General features: G+C 61.5%; 15 protein-coding genes. 2 read left to right on the top strand and 13 right to left on the bottom strand.

Translation table 11 applies throughout. The features are described from left to right. Positions 1 to 26 precede the first annotated feature (26 nt). Positions 27 to 701 carry a ZinT family metal-binding protein gene (locus RBB32_RS02495; protein ID WP_371931004.1) on the bottom strand — a complete coding sequence of 225 codons (675 nt, stop codon included), beginning with the start codon at positions 699 to 701 and terminating at the stop codon, positions 27 to 29. Between the two features lie 275 nt (positions 702 to 976). Between RBB32_RS02495 and uvrA the strand changes: the two genes are divergently transcribed. Then, positions 977 to 3,835 (top strand): excinuclease ABC subunit UvrA, encoded by a 2,859-nt coding sequence (gene uvrA, locus RBB32_RS02490; protein WP_306151082.1) that lies wholly within the window; start codon positions 977 to 979, stop codon positions 3,833 to 3,835. Between the two features lie 4 nt (positions 3,836 to 3,839). On the opposite strand, the gene RBB32_RS02485 is transcribed toward uvrA, so the two are convergent. From RBB32_RS02485 to RBB32_RS02430, 12 genes are all read right to left on the bottom strand, one after another. Continuing rightward, the gene (locus RBB32_RS02485; protein WP_306151081.1) at positions 3,840 to 5,510 is read right to left on the bottom strand and encodes a glycosyltransferase family 4 protein; all 1,671 of its coding nucleotides are present in this window, start codon (positions 5,508 to 5,510) and stop codon (positions 3,840 to 3,842) included. Between the two features lie 246 nt (positions 5,511 to 5,756). Further along, positions 5,757 to 5,945, bottom strand: a complete 189-nt coding sequence (locus RBB32_RS02480; RefSeq protein WP_306151080.1) for a DUF2892 domain-containing protein — start codon at positions 5,943 to 5,945, stop codon at positions 5,757 to 5,759. A gap of 88 nt (positions 5,946 to 6,033) precedes the next feature. Then, positions 6,034 to 6,906, bottom strand: coding sequence for a 3-hydroxyisobutyrate dehydrogenase (gene mmsB / locus RBB32_RS02475; protein ID WP_306151079.1), 873 nt, complete (start codon positions 6,904 to 6,906; stop codon positions 6,034 to 6,036). 3 nt (positions 6,907 to 6,909) lie between these two features. Then, complete coding sequence (locus tag RBB32_RS02470) at positions 6,910 to 7,953, bottom strand: enoyl-CoA hydratase/isomerase family protein (protein ID WP_306151078.1); 1,044 nt, start codon at positions 7,951 to 7,953, stop codon at positions 6,910 to 6,912. Further along, positions 7,950 to 9,095, bottom strand: coding sequence for an acyl-CoA dehydrogenase family protein (locus RBB32_RS02465; protein ID WP_306151077.1), 1,146 nt, complete (start codon positions 9,093 to 9,095; stop codon positions 7,950 to 7,952). The genes RBB32_RS02470 and RBB32_RS02465 overlap by 4 nt, the downstream gene beginning before the upstream one ends. Positions 9,096 to 9,308: 213 nt before the next feature. Beyond that, complete coding sequence (locus tag RBB32_RS02460; RefSeq protein WP_306151076.1) at positions 9,309 to 10,055, bottom strand: ABC transporter ATP-binding protein; 747 nt, start codon at positions 10,053 to 10,055, stop codon at positions 9,309 to 9,311. 112 nt (positions 10,056 to 10,167) lie between these two features. Continuing rightward, entirely contained in the window at positions 10,168 to 10,953 is a 786-nt protein-coding gene (locus tag RBB32_RS02455; RefSeq protein WP_306151075.1) for an ABC transporter permease, read from the bottom strand. Further along, complete coding sequence (gene alr / locus RBB32_RS02450; RefSeq protein WP_306151074.1) at positions 10,950 to 11,987, bottom strand: alanine racemase; 1,038 nt, start codon at positions 11,985 to 11,987, stop codon at positions 10,950 to 10,952. Before alr ends, RBB32_RS02455 begins: the two co-directional genes overlap by 4 nt. Before the next feature lie 57 nt (positions 11,988 to 12,044). After that, positions 12,045 to 13,532 (bottom strand): replicative DNA helicase, encoded by a 1,488-nt coding sequence (locus RBB32_RS02445; RefSeq protein ID WP_306151073.1) that lies wholly within the window; start codon positions 13,530 to 13,532, stop codon positions 12,045 to 12,047. 222 nt (positions 13,533 to 13,754) lie between these two features. Further along, on the bottom strand, positions 13,755 to 14,429 hold the full coding sequence (locus RBB32_RS02440; RefSeq protein WP_306151072.1) for an orotate phosphoribosyltransferase: 675 nt from the start codon (positions 14,427 to 14,429) through the stop codon (positions 13,755 to 13,757). Positions 14,430 to 14,505: 76 nt separating this feature from the next. After that, positions 14,506 to 15,543, bottom strand: coding sequence for a dihydroorotase (gene pyrC, locus RBB32_RS02435; protein WP_306151071.1), 1,038 nt, complete (start codon positions 15,541 to 15,543; stop codon positions 14,506 to 14,508). Positions 15,544 to 15,599: 56 nt separating this feature from the next. Further along, positions 15,600 to 16,562 (bottom strand): phosphoadenosine phosphosulfate reductase, encoded by a 963-nt coding sequence (locus RBB32_RS02430; RefSeq protein ID WP_306151070.1) that lies wholly within the window; start codon positions 16,560 to 16,562, stop codon positions 15,600 to 15,602. Positions 16,563 to 16,754: 192 nt separating this feature from the next. Between RBB32_RS02430 and RBB32_RS02425 the strand changes: the two genes are divergently transcribed. Beyond that, positions 16,755 to 17,663 (top strand): MoxR family ATPase, encoded by a 909-nt coding sequence (locus tag RBB32_RS02425; protein ID WP_306151069.1) that lies wholly within the window; start codon positions 16,755 to 16,757, stop codon positions 17,661 to 17,663. The last annotated feature ends 18 nt before the right edge of the window (positions 17,664 to 17,681 follow it).

Raw genomic sequence — 17,681 nt, 5'->3', positions numbered from 1 at the left:
GGCTTCGCGCCTTGGAGCGAAACGCTTTAGTGGGCGATCATTTCCTGCACGATTTCTTCGCCGCTCAGGTCCGAGGGGTAATAGGTGGGCCAGTTGGTCACTTCCTCCAGCAGGGCGGCGCGATCATTCCCCCAGTAGAGGTGGTAATGCCCGGCCTCTGTCGGGGCGATGGCGTGATCGCTGAACTGGACGAATTGCGGTGCCTCGGCATCGCCTGACGCCTTTTCAAAGATATAACGCACGCCGCGATTGCCCTTGGAGTAGGTCAAAACCTCGTATCCGTCGTTGGCGTATTGCCCCGAAACATCGCCCCCGTCGCTGTAGAAGGTAAAGGTTTCGTCCTGGATGGTGATCCGGTCCACGTCGGTCCGGTAGCCGGTTTCGTAATAGTCACGATAGGCCTTGGCGGTGCGATCACCGTGCTCGGCCTTGTGGGTCATCACCGGGTCAAGGGTACCATCCAGCAGGTAGGGGTAAACCGACTGCCAGTCGCCCTGCCAGTCGGCAAGGGTGCGGGGCTTGATCTCGGAATCGCTGAAATAGCCGTTGTAGATGCGTTCGGCTTTTTCATCGTGGCTGTGGGCATGTTCATGGTCATGATCATGATCGTGCTCCGTTTCGGTCCCCTCTGCGAGGGCCTGTGCACCGGTAAGAATCATGGCGCTGATTGCAATTGCGCCGAGCGGTCCGGGAAGCTGCATTCTGTTCTCCTCATGTTTAGTCCCGAGAATCGGGTATGTTATATCGTAACGTAATGGGCTTAAATCGAGCAAGGCAGACTGACAAGGGAAAATGCCATTGAGTTTCCGCGATGGATGCCCAAGTGATGGATATCCCGCCGCCTGCTGGTGGGCCGGGGCCTTGACCGGTTGGAAAATGATCTGCCTGCCTTTGTGTTTCGCTTTTGTTCTCATTTTTCGGTTGGATACCGGGCCGCGCTCAACTAAGTTTTCCGCAACACGCCCGGGAGTCTGTCATGGCCGAGTTGAAGAACATCGAAGTGCGCGGGGCGCGCGAGCATAACCTCAAGGGGATCGACGTCGATATCCCGCGCAACGAGTTGGTTGTGATTACCGGGCTGTCGGGCTCGGGCAAATCCTCGTTGGCGTTTGACACGATCTATGCCGAGGGGCAGCGGCGTTATGTCGAAAGCCTTTCGGCCTATGCGCGGCAGTTTCTGGACATGATGGAAAAGCCGGATGTGGACCACATCAGCGGGCTAAGCCCTGCGATTTCCATCGAACAGAAGACCACCAGCAAGAACCCCCGGTCGACCGTTGGCACGGTGACCGAGATTTACGACTATATGCGATTGTTGTTCGCCCGAGTCGGCACGCCCTATAGCCCGGCCACCGGCAAACCCATCGAGGCGCAACAGGTGCAGGATATGGTGGACCGGGTGATGGGGATGGAAGAGGGCACACGCGCCTATCTGCTGGCCCCCATCGTGCGCGACCGCAAGGGCGAGTATCGCAAGGAGATGCTGGAACTGCGCAAGCAGGGGTTCCAGCGGGTGAAGGTGGACGGGGCCTTTCACGATCTGGACGAGCCACCGACGCTGGACAAGAAATATCGCCATGACATCGACGTGGTGGTGGACCGGATCGTGGTGAAGGACGGGTTGGAAACCCGTCTGGCCGACAGTTTCCGCACGGCGTTGGATTTGGCCGACGGGATTGCCATCCTGGAAACCGCGCCGAAAGAGGGCGAGCCGGAGCGGCATACGTTTTCGGAAAACTTTGCCTGTCCGGTGAGTGGTTTCACCATCCCCGAGATCGAACCGCGCCTGTTTTCCTTCAACGCGCCTTTCGGGGCCTGCCCGGAATGTGATGGTTTGGGCGCCGAGTTGTTTTTCGACGAACAACTGGTGGTGCCGGATGCCACGCTCAAGATCAGCGACGGGGCCATCGCGCCGTGGCGGAAGGGCAAAAGCCCCTATTTCCTGCAAACCATCGAGGCGATTGCCAAGCATTACGAGTTTGACGCCAATGCCCGGTGGAAAGACCTGCCCAAACATGTGCAGCAGGTGTTCTTGTATGGCTCGGGCGATGAGGAAATCCAGTTCCGCTATGACGAGGGCGGACGGGTGTACCAGGTGAGCCGCAGCTTCGAGGGGGTTATTCCTAACATGGAGCGGCGCTATCGCGAGACCGATAGCAACTGGATTCGCGAAGAGTTCGAGCGGTATCAGAACAACCGGCCCTGTGGCGCCTGTGGTGGCTATCGCCTGCGCGAGGAGGCCTTGGCGGTAAAGATTGCGGACCTGCATGTGGGGCAGGTGGTGCAGATGTCGATCCGCGAGGCCTATGAGTGGTGCGCGGGCGTGCCCGAGGCCCTGACCAAGCAGAAGAACGAGATCGCCACGGCGATCTTGAAGGAAATCCGCGAGCGATTGGGGTTCTTGAACAACGTCGGGCTTGAGTACCTGACCCTGAGCCGCAATGCCGGGACGCTGTCGGGGGGCGAAAGTCAGCGGATCAGGTTGGCGAGCCAGATCGGGTCGGGCCTGACCGGGGTGTTATATGTGTTGGACGAGCCGTCGATCGGGTTGCACCAGCGCGATAACGGGCGGCTTTTGACCACGCTGCAAAACCTGCGGGATCAGGGCAATACCGTGATCGTGGTGGAGCACGACGAAGAGGCCATTCGCACCGCCGATTACGTCTTTGACATCGGCCCCGGCGCCGGGGTGCATGGGGGCCAAGTGGTCAGCCACGGCACGCCCGAGGCAGTGGCCGAGGATGCCAATTCGGTGACCGGGCAGTACCTGTCCGGGGTGCGTGAGATTGCGGTGCCCGCAACGCGGCGCAAGGGCAACAAGAAGAAGCTGAGCGTGGTGAAGGCCACGGGCAATAACCTGAAAAACGTCACCGCGGATTTCCCCTTGGGCAAGTTCGTTTGCGTGACCGGCGTGTCGGGTGGGGGGAAATCCACCCTGACGATCGAAACGTTGTTCAAGACCGCCAGCATGCGCCTTAATGGCGCGCGGCAGACGCCTGCGCCTTGTGAAACGATCAAGGGATTGGAGCATCTGGACAAGGTGATCGACATCGACCAGCGGCCCATCGGGCGCACGCCACGATCAAACCCCGCGACCTATACGGGCGCCTTCACGCCCATTCGCGATTGGTTTGCCGGGCTGCCCGAGGCCAAGGCGCGGGGCTACAAGCCGGGGCGGTTTTCCTTCAACGTGAAGGGCGGGCGCTGCGAGGCCTGCCAGGGCGATGGTGTCATCAAGATCGAGATGCATTTCCTGCCCGATGTCTATGTCACCTGCGAGACCTGCCAGGGCGCGCGATACAACCGTGAGACACTGGAAATTCAGTGGAAAGGCAAGAGCATAGCAGACGTTCTTGATATGACGGTTGAAGATGCACAGGAGTTTTTCAAGGCGGTGCCTAGTATCCGCGAGAAGATGGATGCGCTGTGCCGGGTCGGGCTTGGCTATATCAAGGTGGGGCAACAGGCGACCACGCTTTCGGGCGGGGAAGCGCAGCGGGTGAAGCTTTCGAAAGAGCTGGCCAAACGGTCAACGGGCCGGACGCTGTACATCCTGGACGAACCGACGACGGGGTTGCATTTCGAGGATGTGAAAAAGCTTCTGGAAGTGCTGCACGAGTTGGTGGAGGCGGGGAACACCGTGGTTGTGATCGAACATAACCTCGACGTGGTGAAAACCGCCGATCATATCATCGACATTGGCCCGGAAGGCGGCGATGGCGGCGGCGAGATCGTGGCCACGGGCACGCCGGAAGAGGTGGCCGAGGTTGAACGAAGCCATACCGGGCGGTATCTCAAGGATATGCTGAATCCCAAGAAAGTTGCGGCAGAATAAAGGGTTACCCGTCTTTCTTCACCTCGATCAGCCCGTACTTGAGGAAAAACAGCCAAGCGCGTTCGATGGTGAGCGGGTTGATGTTGAGCGTTTTCGCCACGGCCTGTGCATCGGTGCCGGTATCGCCTGCGGCTTGGACGGCTTGCAACACCCGGTGAAGGGTTTCGAGTTTTTCGAACATCTGGCCGATCTTGATATGGCGGCGGGCGGTCAGGATGTGATCGAGCGCTGCGGCGTCCCCCTTGGCGGTGACCTTACAAACACCGGGGGCGGCGATCTTGCTTGGGTAGCTTTGGAAAAGGTCTGTGGGTGCAGGGGCCACCGGGTTGGGGCGCGGTGCCTTTTGCGCGGCTTCCGCATGAGCGCGGCGCATGGCGGATTGTTCGGCCCAGAGGTCTTGCATCTGCGGGATGATTTTGGCCCAGTCATAGACCTCAAGCGCGCGCTTTTGCCCGGCTTGGCCCATGGCCCGCCGCTTGGTTTTGTCGCTGGCCAGCGTCACGATGGCCTCGGTCAGGGCAGGCAGGTTGATCTCGGTCATGGCCGAAAGGTTGTTGCCGTATTGTGCGTAGCTTAGGCCGCCATGGTGATAGCGCCAGGCCTCGGGCGCGGTATGGCGCGGGCCGACGGTTTGGGTGGCGATGCGGATGCCGACATCTTCGGTCACCGTGTCGCGCATGCCGTCCCAATCGGAGGTGATTACCGGCAGACCGGCGGCCATGGCCTCAATCGGGGCGAGGCCGAATGTTTCCTGGATGTTGTCGATGGGAAAGGTGAAGATATCCGCGCCCGACAGGGCCTCGGACCGGGCGGTGGCATCACCCCCGTCAAGATGTGTGTAGCTGACTGAGGGCATGAGGGCCTTGGCGCTGTCCTCGAACGCCTTTTGCGAATAGTCATCGGCATAGATGCCGCAGGCGACGAAATTGAGGCGCTTGCCCTTGGGCAGTTGCGCCTGTGCGCGTTCCAAGGCGATAAAGAGCGGCGCGGGGTCGAATTTACCGTAGGGCAACAGGCGCGAAAGGGTGGCGACGACGATATTGCCGTCGGTCCAATTCATGCGTTCGCGCAGGCGCGCGCGGGCCTTGGCGTCATGGGCGAAGTCATCGCAATTGATACCCAGCGGGATCACCGGCATGAGCGGGCGCGGCGGCACTTGCCCAAAGCGTTGGTGCAGGTGTTCGTCGGCCAGTTCGATGTTGCGCAGCGTGGCGGCGTGCACGGCCCTGGAGGTGCAGATCACCGCATCCCATGGCGCTTGCGGGGCGGCGCGCAGATCGTGAAAACCCTGCATCACGGCTTGGGTTGCGGTGGTGTGGGTGACGCCGCATATGGCATAGGCGGCCATGCCGAAATGCTGCCGTTTCCAGCATTCGGCGGCGTAGTTGGGGGCCGGGAAGTAGAGCGTTTCCACCGGCGCCATCCTGAGCGGTGCGCCGGTCAGGGCCGCGCGGTGCGGGATATCGCGGGTGCAGTCGGCTTTGAGTTTACTGGCGAAACCTTCGGCCCCTTTGCGGCCCTGCGACAGCGAGACGAATTCGGACACATCGGCGTGGCGAAAGAACCCTTTGAGGAAGGATGCGCCAGCCACGCGGCGGCCATTCATGCCTTTTGCGTCGGGGGCATAGCCATCCTCGGCGTACCAGATAGCGGCGTTGCGTGTCGGATCAGTCATGGCGGGTCACCCAGAGCCAAGGGGCAGGGCCTGCGCGCCGTTTCGCAAGGTGGACGCGGGGAGCATGTTCTGGACGTTTCCTGTGACGGCTTGGGTCAGCCGGGAGGGGCCTTGTGCCATGAAATTTGCCTGCTCGGTTTTGATTTGACCGTTTTAGGCAGGATAATCGGCGCCATGAAGTCCGCAAAGAGGCAATTTCGCGACGGTGGCGCAAGTAAAAGGCCGCCCGGTCGGGGCGGTCCTTGTTCAGGATTTCTTGCAGGTGTTGATCCCCAAAAGCGCATAGGGCGGACAGGAGCCCAAGGCTGCCGTGACAAGCAGTGCCGCGCCGACGATGCCCGCGATCCATGCCCATGTGCCAGCCAGCGAGGTGAAGGCCAGTAGCACAAGCACGACGCCAACAATGGCGCGAATGGTGCGATTCGTCTTACCCATATTCTTTGCAAACATTCGGTATCTCCCAAAAAAGGTGTATCTGGGATGGATCATACCGATGAATATTGATTCCTGAATATGACGCAGATCAATCCCGCGTACGTTTTTCAAAACGCGGCAGCATGGCCGAGAAATCGCGCCCTTTGCCGTCTTCGTCCTCGACGAACTGTTCGTAAAGGCGCATGGCGGCTTCGCCCAAGGGGGTATCGGCATCGGCGGATTTCGCGGCCTCTTGTGCAAGGCGCAGGTCCTTGAGCATCAGGTCGGCGGCGAAACCGGGTTGGTAGCCGTTGTCCGAGGGGCTTTTCGGGCCGACGCCCGGCGCGGGGCAATAGGTGTTCATCGACCAGCTGGAGCCGGAGGAGGTGGAGACCACATCGAACATCGCCTGGCGGTCGAGGCCCAGCTTGTCGGCCATGGCGAAGGCCTCGCAGGTGACGATCATGGTGGCCCCGAGGATCATGTTGTTGCAGATCTTGGCGGCTTGTCCATTGCCGGAGGGGCCGCAGTGCACGGCCTTTTGGCCCATGATATCAAAGAGTTCCTTGGCCGTGGCAAAGCCCGCCTCATCCCCGCCGACCATGAAGGTCAGGGTGCCGCCCTGAGCGCCGCCGACACCGCCCGAGACGGGCGCGTCGAGTGCGGACAGGCCAGCGGCCTGGGCCTGTTCGGCCACCGCACGGGCGCTGTCGACATCGACGGTGGAGCAATCGAGAAGCACCGCGCCCTTGTCCATCGCCGGGATCACCTCATCGGCGACCTTGCGCAGGATATCGCCGTTGGGCAGCATGGTGATCACCACCTCGGCCCCCTTGGCGGCCTCGGGTGCGCTGTTGGCCATGCCGACGCCTTCGATGCTGACCTCGGCCATGTCAAAGCCGGTGACCTCGTGGCCCGCCTTGGCCAGATTCGCGGCCATTGGTCCGCCCATGTTGCCCAATCCGATGAACCCGATTTTCATGGCTTATCCTTCCTTTTTGAATGAAAGTGCGTCCTGCCCCAAGGGCATCAACATCTGTGTAGCGGCACGCGAGGGCGGGGCGTCAAGCCCGTGCTGCCATTTCGGCGCGCGGTCCTTGTCGATCACGGCGGCGCGGATGCCTTCGAGGAAATCGCCCTGTTCCATGGACCGGAAGGTAAAGCAGAATTCCAGATCAAGCGCGTCGCGAATATCCGCGGCGGGATCGCGCAGGCGGTGGATCATTTCCACGGTGCAGGCCATGGCCAGCGGTGAATTGCGCGACATGGATTTAAGCGTTTCATCGGCGAAATCGCTATCCTCGGTCCGCAGGGAATTGAGGATATCGGTGAGGCTGTCACCGGCGAAATGGGCGTTGATGCGGGCGTGTTTGCCCTCAAGCGGACTGTCGGGCGGGGTTTGGGCGGCCTCGGCAATCACCGAGATATCGCCGCTTTCTTCCAGCTTGGCGATGAGGGCGGGCCAGTCTTCGCCGGGAATGTAACGATCTGCAAAACCGGCATAAATCGCGTCACCCGCGCCCATCCGTGCCGCCGTGGTGCCAAGGTATTCACCGACGCGCCCCGGCGCGCGCGCCAAAAGAAGCGAGCCGCCCACATCCGGCACGAGGCCGATCCCGACCTCGGGCATGGCGATCTGGCTGGATTCGCACACGATGCGATGCGACCCGTGGCAGGCGATGCCCACGCCGCCGCCCATGGTAAAGCCCTGCATGAAGGCGACATAGGGTTTGGGGTATTCGGCGATCTTGGCGTTGAGGCGGTATTCATCGCGCCAGAAGCTGCGCGCATAGTCGTAATCCCCGGCGCGGCCGGTCTCGTAGAGTTTCTGGATGTCACCGCCTGCGCAAAAGGCTTTTTCGCCGGTCGCGTCGATTATCACCAGATCAACGGAGTCATCTTCGGCCCAGGCATCCAGCGCCGCCTCGATTTCAAGCGCCATCTCGTAGCTAAGCGCGTTGAGCGCCTTGGGCCGGGTCAGGGTGATGCGCCCGGCGCGGCCGGTGATGCGGATGCTGATATCGTTCATTTGTGTTCGGCCAGCAATTGGCGGGCGACGATCAGGCGCATGATTTCGTTGGTGCCTTCCAATATCTCATGCACGCGCAGATCGCGCACCAGTTTTTCGATTCCATAGTCGGCAAGGTAACCATAGCCGCCGTGCAATTGCAGGCATTGATTGACGATTTTCGAGCCTGCCTCGGTCACGAACTTCTTGGCCATGGCGCAGAACTTGGTGGCGTCGGGTGCGCCTTGGTCCAGTTTCCATGCCGCTTGGCGCAGGAAGGTGCGGGCGGCTTGCAGTTCGATTTCCATTTCGGCAAGGCGGAATTGCAGGGCTTGGAACTGGTCGATGGGTTTGCCGAAAGCCTTGCGTTCGGACATGTATTGGATGGTCATGTTCAGCGCCTGTTGCGCTGCCCCAAGGGAACAGGCGGAAATGTTAAGCCGCCCGCCGTCGAGGCCCGCCATGGCATATGCGAAACCTTTACCCTCTTCACCGACCAGATCATCGGCGGAAATTTTGCAATTGTCGAATTGCACCTGGGCGGTGGGTTGGCTGCGCCAGCCCATTTTATCCTCGAGCCCGCCGAAGCTAAGCCCCGGTGTGCCGTCTTCGACATAGACGGTGGAAATGCCCTTGGAGCCATCCTCGCCGGTGCGGACCATGACAACGTAGGCGTCCGAATAGCCACCGCCCGAGATGAAGGCCTTGGTGCCGTTGAGGGTGTAGCCTTCGTTGTTGCGTTCGGCGCGGGTTTTGAGCGCCGAGGCATCCGAGCCGGAACCCGGTTCGGTCAGGCAATAGGACAGCACGGTTTCCATGGTCAGGGCCTTGGGCAGAACGCGGGCTTTCATCTCGTCGCTGCCGAAGGTGTCGATCATCTTGGCGCACATGTTGTGGATCGACAGGAAGGCCGCAACCGAGGGGCAGGCCATGCTGAGCGCTTCGAAGATGAGGGTCGAGTCGAGCCGTGTAAGGCCGGAACCACCGGAGTCTTCGCTGACATAGATGCCGCCAAGGCCAAGTTCGGCGATTTGTGGCCAAAGCTCTTTCGGGATGGTGCCTTCGCGTTCCCATTTCTGGGCATGGGGGGCGATATTGTCTTGCCCGAAGGCATGGGCCATGTCGAAAATGGCCGATTGCTCCTCACTCAAGGCGAAATCCATCTGCGTCTCCTCCCAACAGCATGTAATTGAACGCGTGTTTAATTAGCAATCATTGCAGCAATGTTGCAAGGGGCCGTTGCACGAAGGGTAGCGGGATTGCGCGGAATGGAAAACCGGCAATGCGCGGATGGGGCTTTTAGGGCTGTCGCGCCCCGGGCATGCCCCGGGGCCTCTTGGTTGGCCGCAAGGTCCCGGGGCAAGCCCGGGACGGCGTTAGCGGACCGCTTCGATCGGGCCTTCGGCGCGGCCATGGATGAACTGATCGAGGTAGGGATCACCGGAGGCGTCCATTTGCGCCACGGGGCCGGTCCATTGGATGACCCCGTCGTGCAGCATGGCGACATTGTCGGCAATCGCGCGCACGGAGGTCATATCGTGGGTGATGGTCATGGCGGTAGCGCCCATTTCGACCACGATCTCGCGGATAAGGTCGTTGATGACGCCGGACATGATCGGGTCAAGCCCGGTGGTGGGTTCGTCGAAGAAGATGATCTCGGGCTCGGCGGCGATGGCGCGGGCCAGCCCGACGCGCTTTTGCATGCCGCCCGAAAGCTCGGCTGGGAATTTATCGGCCTGTTCGGGTGTCAGGCCGACGCGGCGCAGTTTCTCGATGGCGATCTCGCGGGCCTCGTCCTTGGGGCGTTTGAGCGACCCGCGCAGCAGGCGGAAAGCCACGTTTTGCCAGACGGGCAGCGAGTCGAAGAGCGCGCCGCCCTGGAACAGCATGCCGAAACGGGCGAGGAAGGCGTCGCGGTCGCCCTTGGTGACATCCTTGCCGTCGAGGGTGATTTCGCCGCTGTCGGGTTGAATGAGACCGAGGACGCATTTCAGGGCGACGGATTTGCCGGTGCCCGAGCCGCCGATGATCACCATGGAGGTGCCGGTTTCGATGGTCAGGTCAACACCTTGCAGGACGCGGTTGGCGCCGAAAGCTTTGTGAACGTTCTTGAGTTCGATCATGGGTGAGGCTCCGCTTGGCAAGCCGCTGGGGCGCTGCCCCAGACCCCGGGATATTTGGGGCCAGAAGAAAGCGGGGGCATTCCAGTGCCCCGGGAGATGGCGAGAGCCTGTGTCATGCCGAGAAGAACAGTTCTGTCAGGAGGTAATTGGAGGCGAGGATCAGCACGCTTGCGGCGACCACGGCGGCCTTGGTGGCGCGGCCCACCCCTTGGGCGCCGCGGCCAGAATGCATGCCGTAGTAGCAGCCCATGAGGGCCACGATGAAGCCGAAGGCCGCGCCCTTGATCAGGCCCGAGGCGATATCCCATGCTTCAAGGAAATCAATGGTGTTGTGCAGGTAGGTGGCCGCCCCGAAATCAAGCCGCCCGACGCCCACGAGAAACCCGCCCATGATGCCGATCACGTCGCCCACGCCGACCAGTACCGGTACGGCCAGCGTGGCGGCCAGAACGCGCGGCAGGGTGAGGTATTTCATCGGGTTGGTCGACAGAGTGGTCAGCGCGTCGATCTGTTCGGTCACTTTCATGGTGCCGATTTCGGCGGCGATGGAGGAGGCCACCCGCGCCGCCACCATGAGGCCGCCCAGAACGGGCCCGAGTTCGCGCGTGAGGCCGATGGCGACGATGGAGGGCACCACCGTTTCGGCGTTGAAGCGCGAGCCGCCGGCATAGATTTGCAAGGCCAGCGCGCCGCCGGTGAAAAGCGCCGTCATGCCCACCACCGGCAGCGAGAGCCAGCCGATCTGGATCAGGGCATGGCCGAATTCGCGGGCATAGAAGGGCGGGCGAAAAAGGTGGCTGACGGTATCGCTGGCAAAGATTGCGACGCGACCAATGGTGGCCAGCATCGCAAGCACATTGCGGCCGATGGCGGCAAGGAGGTGAAGGATCCAGTTCATGCGCCCAGGTACCTGCGGGTGTAGCGATTGCCCAGGGACGTCAGGATCTCGTAACCGATGGTGTCGGCGTTATCGGCGAGCGTGTCGATGGTGTTGTTCCGGCCCAAAAGCTCAAGCGATTTCGGGTCATAGCCAAGGTCCGTGACATCGACGCCGATGAGATCCATCGAGATACGCCCGGCGATGGGGCAGGGGGTGTCCTCGGCCCAGAGGCTGGTGTCGGGGCCCATGGCGCGGATGATGCCATCGGCGTAGCCCGCGCTTATGGTGGCAACGCGCATGGGGCGTGTGGCGGTAAAGCTGTTGCCGTAGCCCACGGTCTCACCGGGGGTGAGATCGCGACATTGGATCACCGGGATATCGAGTGTCACGACGGGCCGCGCGTCGGCAAAGGGCAGGCCACCGTAGAGACCGATGCCGGGGCGGGCCAGATCGAAGTGATAGTCGGGCCCCATCAGGATGCCACCGGTATTGGCCAAGGAAAGCGGCACGCCGGTTTCCGCCGTCATCGCCCGGAACGCGCCAAGCTGCTGGGCATTCATCGGGTGATCGGGTTCATCGGCGCAGGCCAGATGCGACATGAGAAGCGCGGGGTGCTGTTCCAGTGCCACGTCGCGCATGGCCGCCCATTCGGCGGGTTCCATCCCAAGGCGGTTCATGCCGGAATCGAGTTGTATACCGAAAGGGTGACCGGGCAGGGCCTCGACATGGCGGATCATCTGGTCGATCGAGTTGATCATCGGGACCAGATCGCAATCACCGATCATATCGGCATCGCCCGCCATGTGGCCGGAAAAGACGTTGATGGTTGGGCCGGGGCCAAGTTCGGCGCGCAGGGCGGCGCCTTCTTCGGCCAAGGCAACAAAGAAGCTGCGCGCGCCTTCCTTGGCCAGGGCGCGGGCCACTTTTGCCGCCCCGAGGCCATAGGCATCGGCCTTGACCACACCGGCGGTTTCGCCGGTCATAAGGGCATCCAGCGCGCGCCAGTTGGCGCGGATGGCATCAAGGTCTATGGTCAGGGTTGCGCTACTCATGCCACGGGTTTTGACAGCTTGCGCCGGGGGGTCAAGAGAAAAGGCGGCGCGGCCGTTTTAGAACCCCTGATCGTCGCCTTGCTGCCATGGCTTGGCAAGGTTGCCGAAGCGGGTGAACTGCGATTCGAAGGCCAGTTCGACGGTGCCGATGGGGCCGTGACGCTGTTTGCCGATGATCACTTCGGCCTTGCCATGCAAGCGCGACATACGTTCCTGCCAGGCGGCCATTTCATCCAGTTTTTCGTCGGAGGGTTTCTCGCGTTCGACGTAGTATTCCTCGCGGAAGACGAACATCACCACGTCGGCGTCCTGTTCGATCGAGCCGGATTCGCGCAGGTCCGAAAGCTGTGGGCGTTTGTCGTCGCGACTTTCCACTTGGCGCGACAGCTGTGACAGGGCGATGACGGGGATATTCAGTTCCTTGGCGATGGCCTTTAGCCCCATGGAAATCTCGGCGATTTCCTGCACCCGGTTATCCGAGGTGCCGCGCACCAGTTGCAGGTAGTCGACGATCAGCAGGTCAAGCCCGTGGGTGCGTTTGAGCCTGCGCGCCCGTGCCGCCAGCTGGGCGATGGGCAGGGCCGGGGTATCGTCAATGAAAAGCGGGCAGGATTCGAGTTCCTTGGCGGCCTCGACGAAGCGGCGGAACTCGCCTTCGTCCATGTCGCCTTGGCGGATCTTGTGCGAGGAGATTTCCGAGGCTTCGGCCAAAACCCGGCCGGCAAGCTGTTCGGCGCTCATTTCGAGGCTGTAGAACCCCACGACCCCGCCGTCGACCGCGCCTTCGGTGCCATCGGGCATGGTGCCCTTGCGATAGGCCTTGGCAACGTTGAAGGCGATGTTGGTGGCCAGCGAGGTTTTGCCCATGGAGGGGCGGCCGGCGAGGATCAACAGGTCGGATTTGTGCAAACCGCCCAGTTTCTTGTCCATATCGGCCAAGCCGGTCGAGACCCCGGCCAAGCCACCGTCCCGCTGATAGGCGGCGTTGGCGACGTTCACCGCATCGGTGACGGCGCGCAGGAAGCTTTGGAAGCCCGATTCCGATTGGCCCTGTTCGGAGAGTTTATAGAGCTTTTGTTCGGCTTCGACGATCTGATCCTTGGGTTCGCTATCCACATCGGCGCGGATGGCCTTGCCGGCGATTTCCTGCCCCAGCGCGATCAATTCGCGGCGTACGGCCATGTCGTGGATCATCTGGGCGTAATCGCGCACGGCGAAGGCGGAAATGGCCGCACCTGCGAGGCGGGCCAGATAGGCCGGGCCGCCCAATTCCTTGAGGCCTTCGTCATCTTCCAAGAAGGCTTTCAGGGTTACTGGCGAAGCGAGGTTGCCCTTGGCGATGCGCGCCACGGCGGTTTCATAGATGCGCTCGTGAACGGGATCGTAGAAATGGTGCGGTTTGATGATCGAGGCGACGCGGTCGTAGACGTCGTTGTTGGTCAGAAGCGCGCCCAGCAATTGCTGTTCGGCCTCGATGGAATGGGGCATGGTTTCGGGATCCTGCACCTCGGTGCCGGTGGCATTGAAACTTGCGACCTCGTTCATCTTGTCCCCCATCTTCCGCGATTGAACGGTCATACGGTGGTGTGTGGGTCAGGCCAAGTGGAACAACCCTGTGGAAGACCCTGTGGATAATGTATCACACATGATCTGGTGGTTCACGGCGAAAATATTGGCGTATCTTGGGGCTTTGACGTGCTGCCCTTCACATTGCGTGACTTCAAAGCCGCAATTAATCTTTTTCAGGGACGCCTTCGTGCGGCTGTTTCAGCTGCGGGCAGCCTGCCATGCGCGGGGGTCGTTGAGAAACGATTCGACGCCGTCGAGGGTGGCGGCATCGAAACTGCCTTGTGCGCGGGCCTCGGCGAGAACATCCCACCACGTGCAGAGGTGGTGCAGGGTGACGCCGTGATCGCCAAGGGTTTGCTCGGTCTCGGGGAAAATGCCGTAATAGAAGATCACCGCCGTGTGGGCGCATGTGGCGCCGGTATCGCGGATCGCGTCGACAAAGCTGATCTTGGAGCCGCCATCGGTGGTCAGATCCTCGACCAGAAGCACGCGTTGGCCTTCGCTCATCGCGCCTTCGATCCGGGCGTTTCGGCCATAGCCCTTGGGCTTTTTGCGCACATAGGTCATCGGCAGGGCCATGCGTTCGGCGACAAGCGCGGCAAAGGGAATGCCCGCGGTTTCGCCACCGGCGACGTTGTCAAAGGCCTCAAGACCCGCGTTGCGCATCACGGTGACGGCCAGAAAATCCATCAAGGTCGCGCGGATGCGCGGGAAGCTGATGAGCTTGCGGCAGTCGATATAGGTGGGCGAAGGCAGGCCCGAGGCCAGCGTGAAGGGCTTGTCGGCGTTGAAATGCACCGCCTCGATTTCCAGCAGCATGCGCGCGGTCAGGCGGGCGATTTCGTCTTGTGCGGGGTAGGCGGTGGGGATCATCGGTTTTGTCCTTTCGCGGGCGGCGAGCCAGAGATTTCATGCCTCCGGCGGGGATATTTTTAAAAAGAAGAAAGCGTCAGGTGACCTGCCAGTGGAGCGGGAAGCCCGGATCGAAGACAGTGACGGGGCCATCTTCGGTCATGATATGGTCGGGGTAGGTGACGGCCTCGCCCTTGGTTAGGGTGATGGTCTCATCGCTTTCGGGCAGGCCGTAGAAGGCGGGGCCGTGGCGCGAGGTGAAACCTTCGAGCCTGTCGAGAGCCCCTTCTTCCTCGAAGACATGGGCGAGAATGGAAAGCGTGTTGGTGGCGGTGAAACAGCCCGCGCAGCCACAGGCGCTTTCCTTGTTGGCGTCGGTATGCGGGGCGCTGTCGGTGCCAAGGAAAAACCGGCTGTCGCCACTGGTGGCCGCCGCGCGCAGGGCAAGGCGGTGCTCTTCGCGTTTGGCCACGGGCAGGCAGTAGTAATGCGGCTTGATGCCACCGACGAGGATATGATTGCGGTTGATCACAAGGTGGTGCGTGGTGATCGTGGCCGCCAGATCGGTGTCGTTGGATTTAACATAGTCCACCCCGTCGCGGGTGGTGATATGTTCCATGACGACCCGCAGGCCCGGCGTAGCGCGGCGAATGGGGTCGAGCACCCGGTCGATGAACACGGCCTCGCGGTCGAAAATGTCGATCTCGGCGTCGGTCACTTCGCCATGCACGCAAAGCGGGCAGCCGATCTCGGCCATTTTTTCCAGCACGCCGCGCACCTTGTCGAAATCGCGCACCCCGCTGGCCGAATTGGTTGTGGCGCCTGCGGGGTAGAGCTTGACCGCGGTGATCAGCCCCTCGGCATGGGCGGCGGCGAGATCCTGCGCGTCGGTATCTTCGGTGAGATAGAGCGTCATCAGCGGGGTGAAGTTGCTGCCCGCGGGGCGCGCGGCGATGATCCGGTCGCGGTAGGCGCGGGCATCGGCGGCGGTCACCACCGGCGGCACGAGATTGGGCATGATGATCGCGCGGGCGAAATGCCGCGTTGTTTCGGGCAGGACGGCCCGCAACATGGCCCCGTCACGCAGGTGAAGGTGCCAATCGTCGGGGCGTTTGAGGGTCAGGCTTTGTGTCATGGCCAAGGGCTTTACACAATCGCGCGCGCCCGCGCCAGATGCTGCGTGAGGTCAAATCACTTGGATTGGCGATTAGGCAAGGCGATGCCGCGCGCCTCGGCCTTGTCTTGGGCAAAGCGAAGCGATTTGCGGAACCGTGGACCGGGGGTGTCATGCATGACGGTCTTGGCCCAAAGCGCGTTGAAATAGAGCCGTTCGTTGCGTTCCAGACGCCAGAGCACCCGCTTGAGATAAGGGATATGCCGGTGCCGTGCGCGATACAGCTTGGCAAGGTTGGCCGGTGTCAGTTTCCCGGCGCTCATCTGGGCAATGATCCGCAACAGGATGGACATAGCCATCAGTTGTTGATCCATGTCGTCGCCCAGAAACCGCATGCGGAACTTGGTTACGTTGGGGCGGGTGAAAAGCGCCGCGTGCATGGCATCCAGCGGGATTGCCGGATCGTAGAGGACGAAAGCCTGTTCGGCGGCGTCCAGCATATCCGGCGCAAAGCCATAGCGATCGTCAAAGGCCGTGCGACGCATGTGCAGGAAGCGATCGTCCCATTCGGCCACGCGCGGATCCAAGGTGGCCTGTGGGCGCAAACAGAGCACCCGTGCCCCGGGGGCAGCCACCGAAAAGGCCGCCGCCGCATAGCCCGAGGCGCCTGCGCCGTAAAACAGGATCTGATCGAACCGTTCGAAGAAACCATCGTCGATCATCCGGTCGAAAAACCCGAAGACGCGTGGATCGCGAAACCAAGTATCGCCATCACTGACCAGGGCCAGAGACGACCAGCCAAGCGCCTTGGCAAGGTTCCAGCCCACCGGTTGGCCCGCGGGCGATAGTGCCTGCACCTGATCGAGCGATTCAAAAGTGATCAACAAGGTGGGCTTGTTCTCGATAAAGGCGGCCAGATGCTTTGAGCCAAGATATTCGACGAATCCGTTATCCAGAATGTGGTCATCGACTTTGTCGATCCAGGCGTCCCAGGCCAGGTCCGACAAGGGTGTGTCAAATATATTCGGGTTGTCTTGCATCGGATGTCTGTCCTGGCCTCTATTCGCTACGTTTGCAGCGCTCTTCGCGCTGTTAGCTAGAGTGCAACTTGGGCAAAATTTTGGAAAATCCAAGAGGTTTTGAGGTTGCGACAAAGGTCGCAGAGCGGGCCTTGCGCCCTTGACCCGGATTGATCGCCTATGCAGTTGTTTTCCGGGTGAGGGAGGGTTGCCATGACGATGCCGAAAACCATTGACGAGATTCAGGGGCTTTTATCCGATGAGGGCTATGTTTGTGGCCGTGATCTGGGCACCGTGGCCTTCCTGTCGCTCACCTTGGGCCGCCCTCTGTTCCTTGAAGGGGAGGCCGGGGTCGGCAAGACCGAGATCGCCAAGGCGCTGTCGGCGGCACTGGGCCGGCGGTTGATCCGATTGCAGTGCTACGAGGGCCTCGATTCTGCGTCGGCCGTCTATGAATGGAACTTTGCCGAGCAGATGATCGCCATCCGCACCGCCGAGGCCGCGGGGGGCGTTGATCGTGGGCACCTCAAGGACGAGTTGTTTTCGGACGAATACCTGATCGAACGCCCACTTTTGCAGGCCATGCGCCCGCAGGCGGGCGGCGCGCCGGTGCTTTTGATCGACGAATTGGACCGCACCGATGAACCCTTTGAGGCCTTTCTGCTGGAGGCGCTCAGCGATTTTCAGGTGACGATCCCCGAGTTGGGCACCGTCAAGGCGCCCGAGCCGCCCATCGTGATCGTCACCTCCAACCGCACGCGTGAGGTGCACGATGCCCTGAAACGCCGCTGCCTTTATCATTGGGTCGATTACCCGACTTTCGACCGCGAAATCGAAATCCTGCAATCCCGCGCGCCCGAGGCCGCCGAAAGCCTCAGCCGCGAGGTTGTGGCCTTTGTTCAACGCCTGCGCACCGAGGACCTGTTCAAGAAACCGGGGGTGGCGGAAACCATCGACTGGGCCAAATGCCTGTTGGCGCTGGATGTGATCTCGCTGTCCCCCGAGGTGATCGCCGACACGCTGGGCGCGATCCTCAAATATCAGGACGATATCCAGCAAATCCAAGGCTCGGAAGCCAAGCGTATTCTGGACGAAGCCAAGGCCAGCCTGGAGCCGGCCTGATGCTTCATCTTTCCCGAA

The organism is Roseovarius sp. MMSF_3281 (assembly GCF_030733685.1).
Lineage (GTDB): Bacteria > Pseudomonadota > Alphaproteobacteria > Rhodobacterales > Rhodobacteraceae > Roseovarius.
The sequence above is the reverse complement of the archived record's forward strand: the minus strand, read 5'-3'. Positions and strand labels throughout refer to the sequence as shown.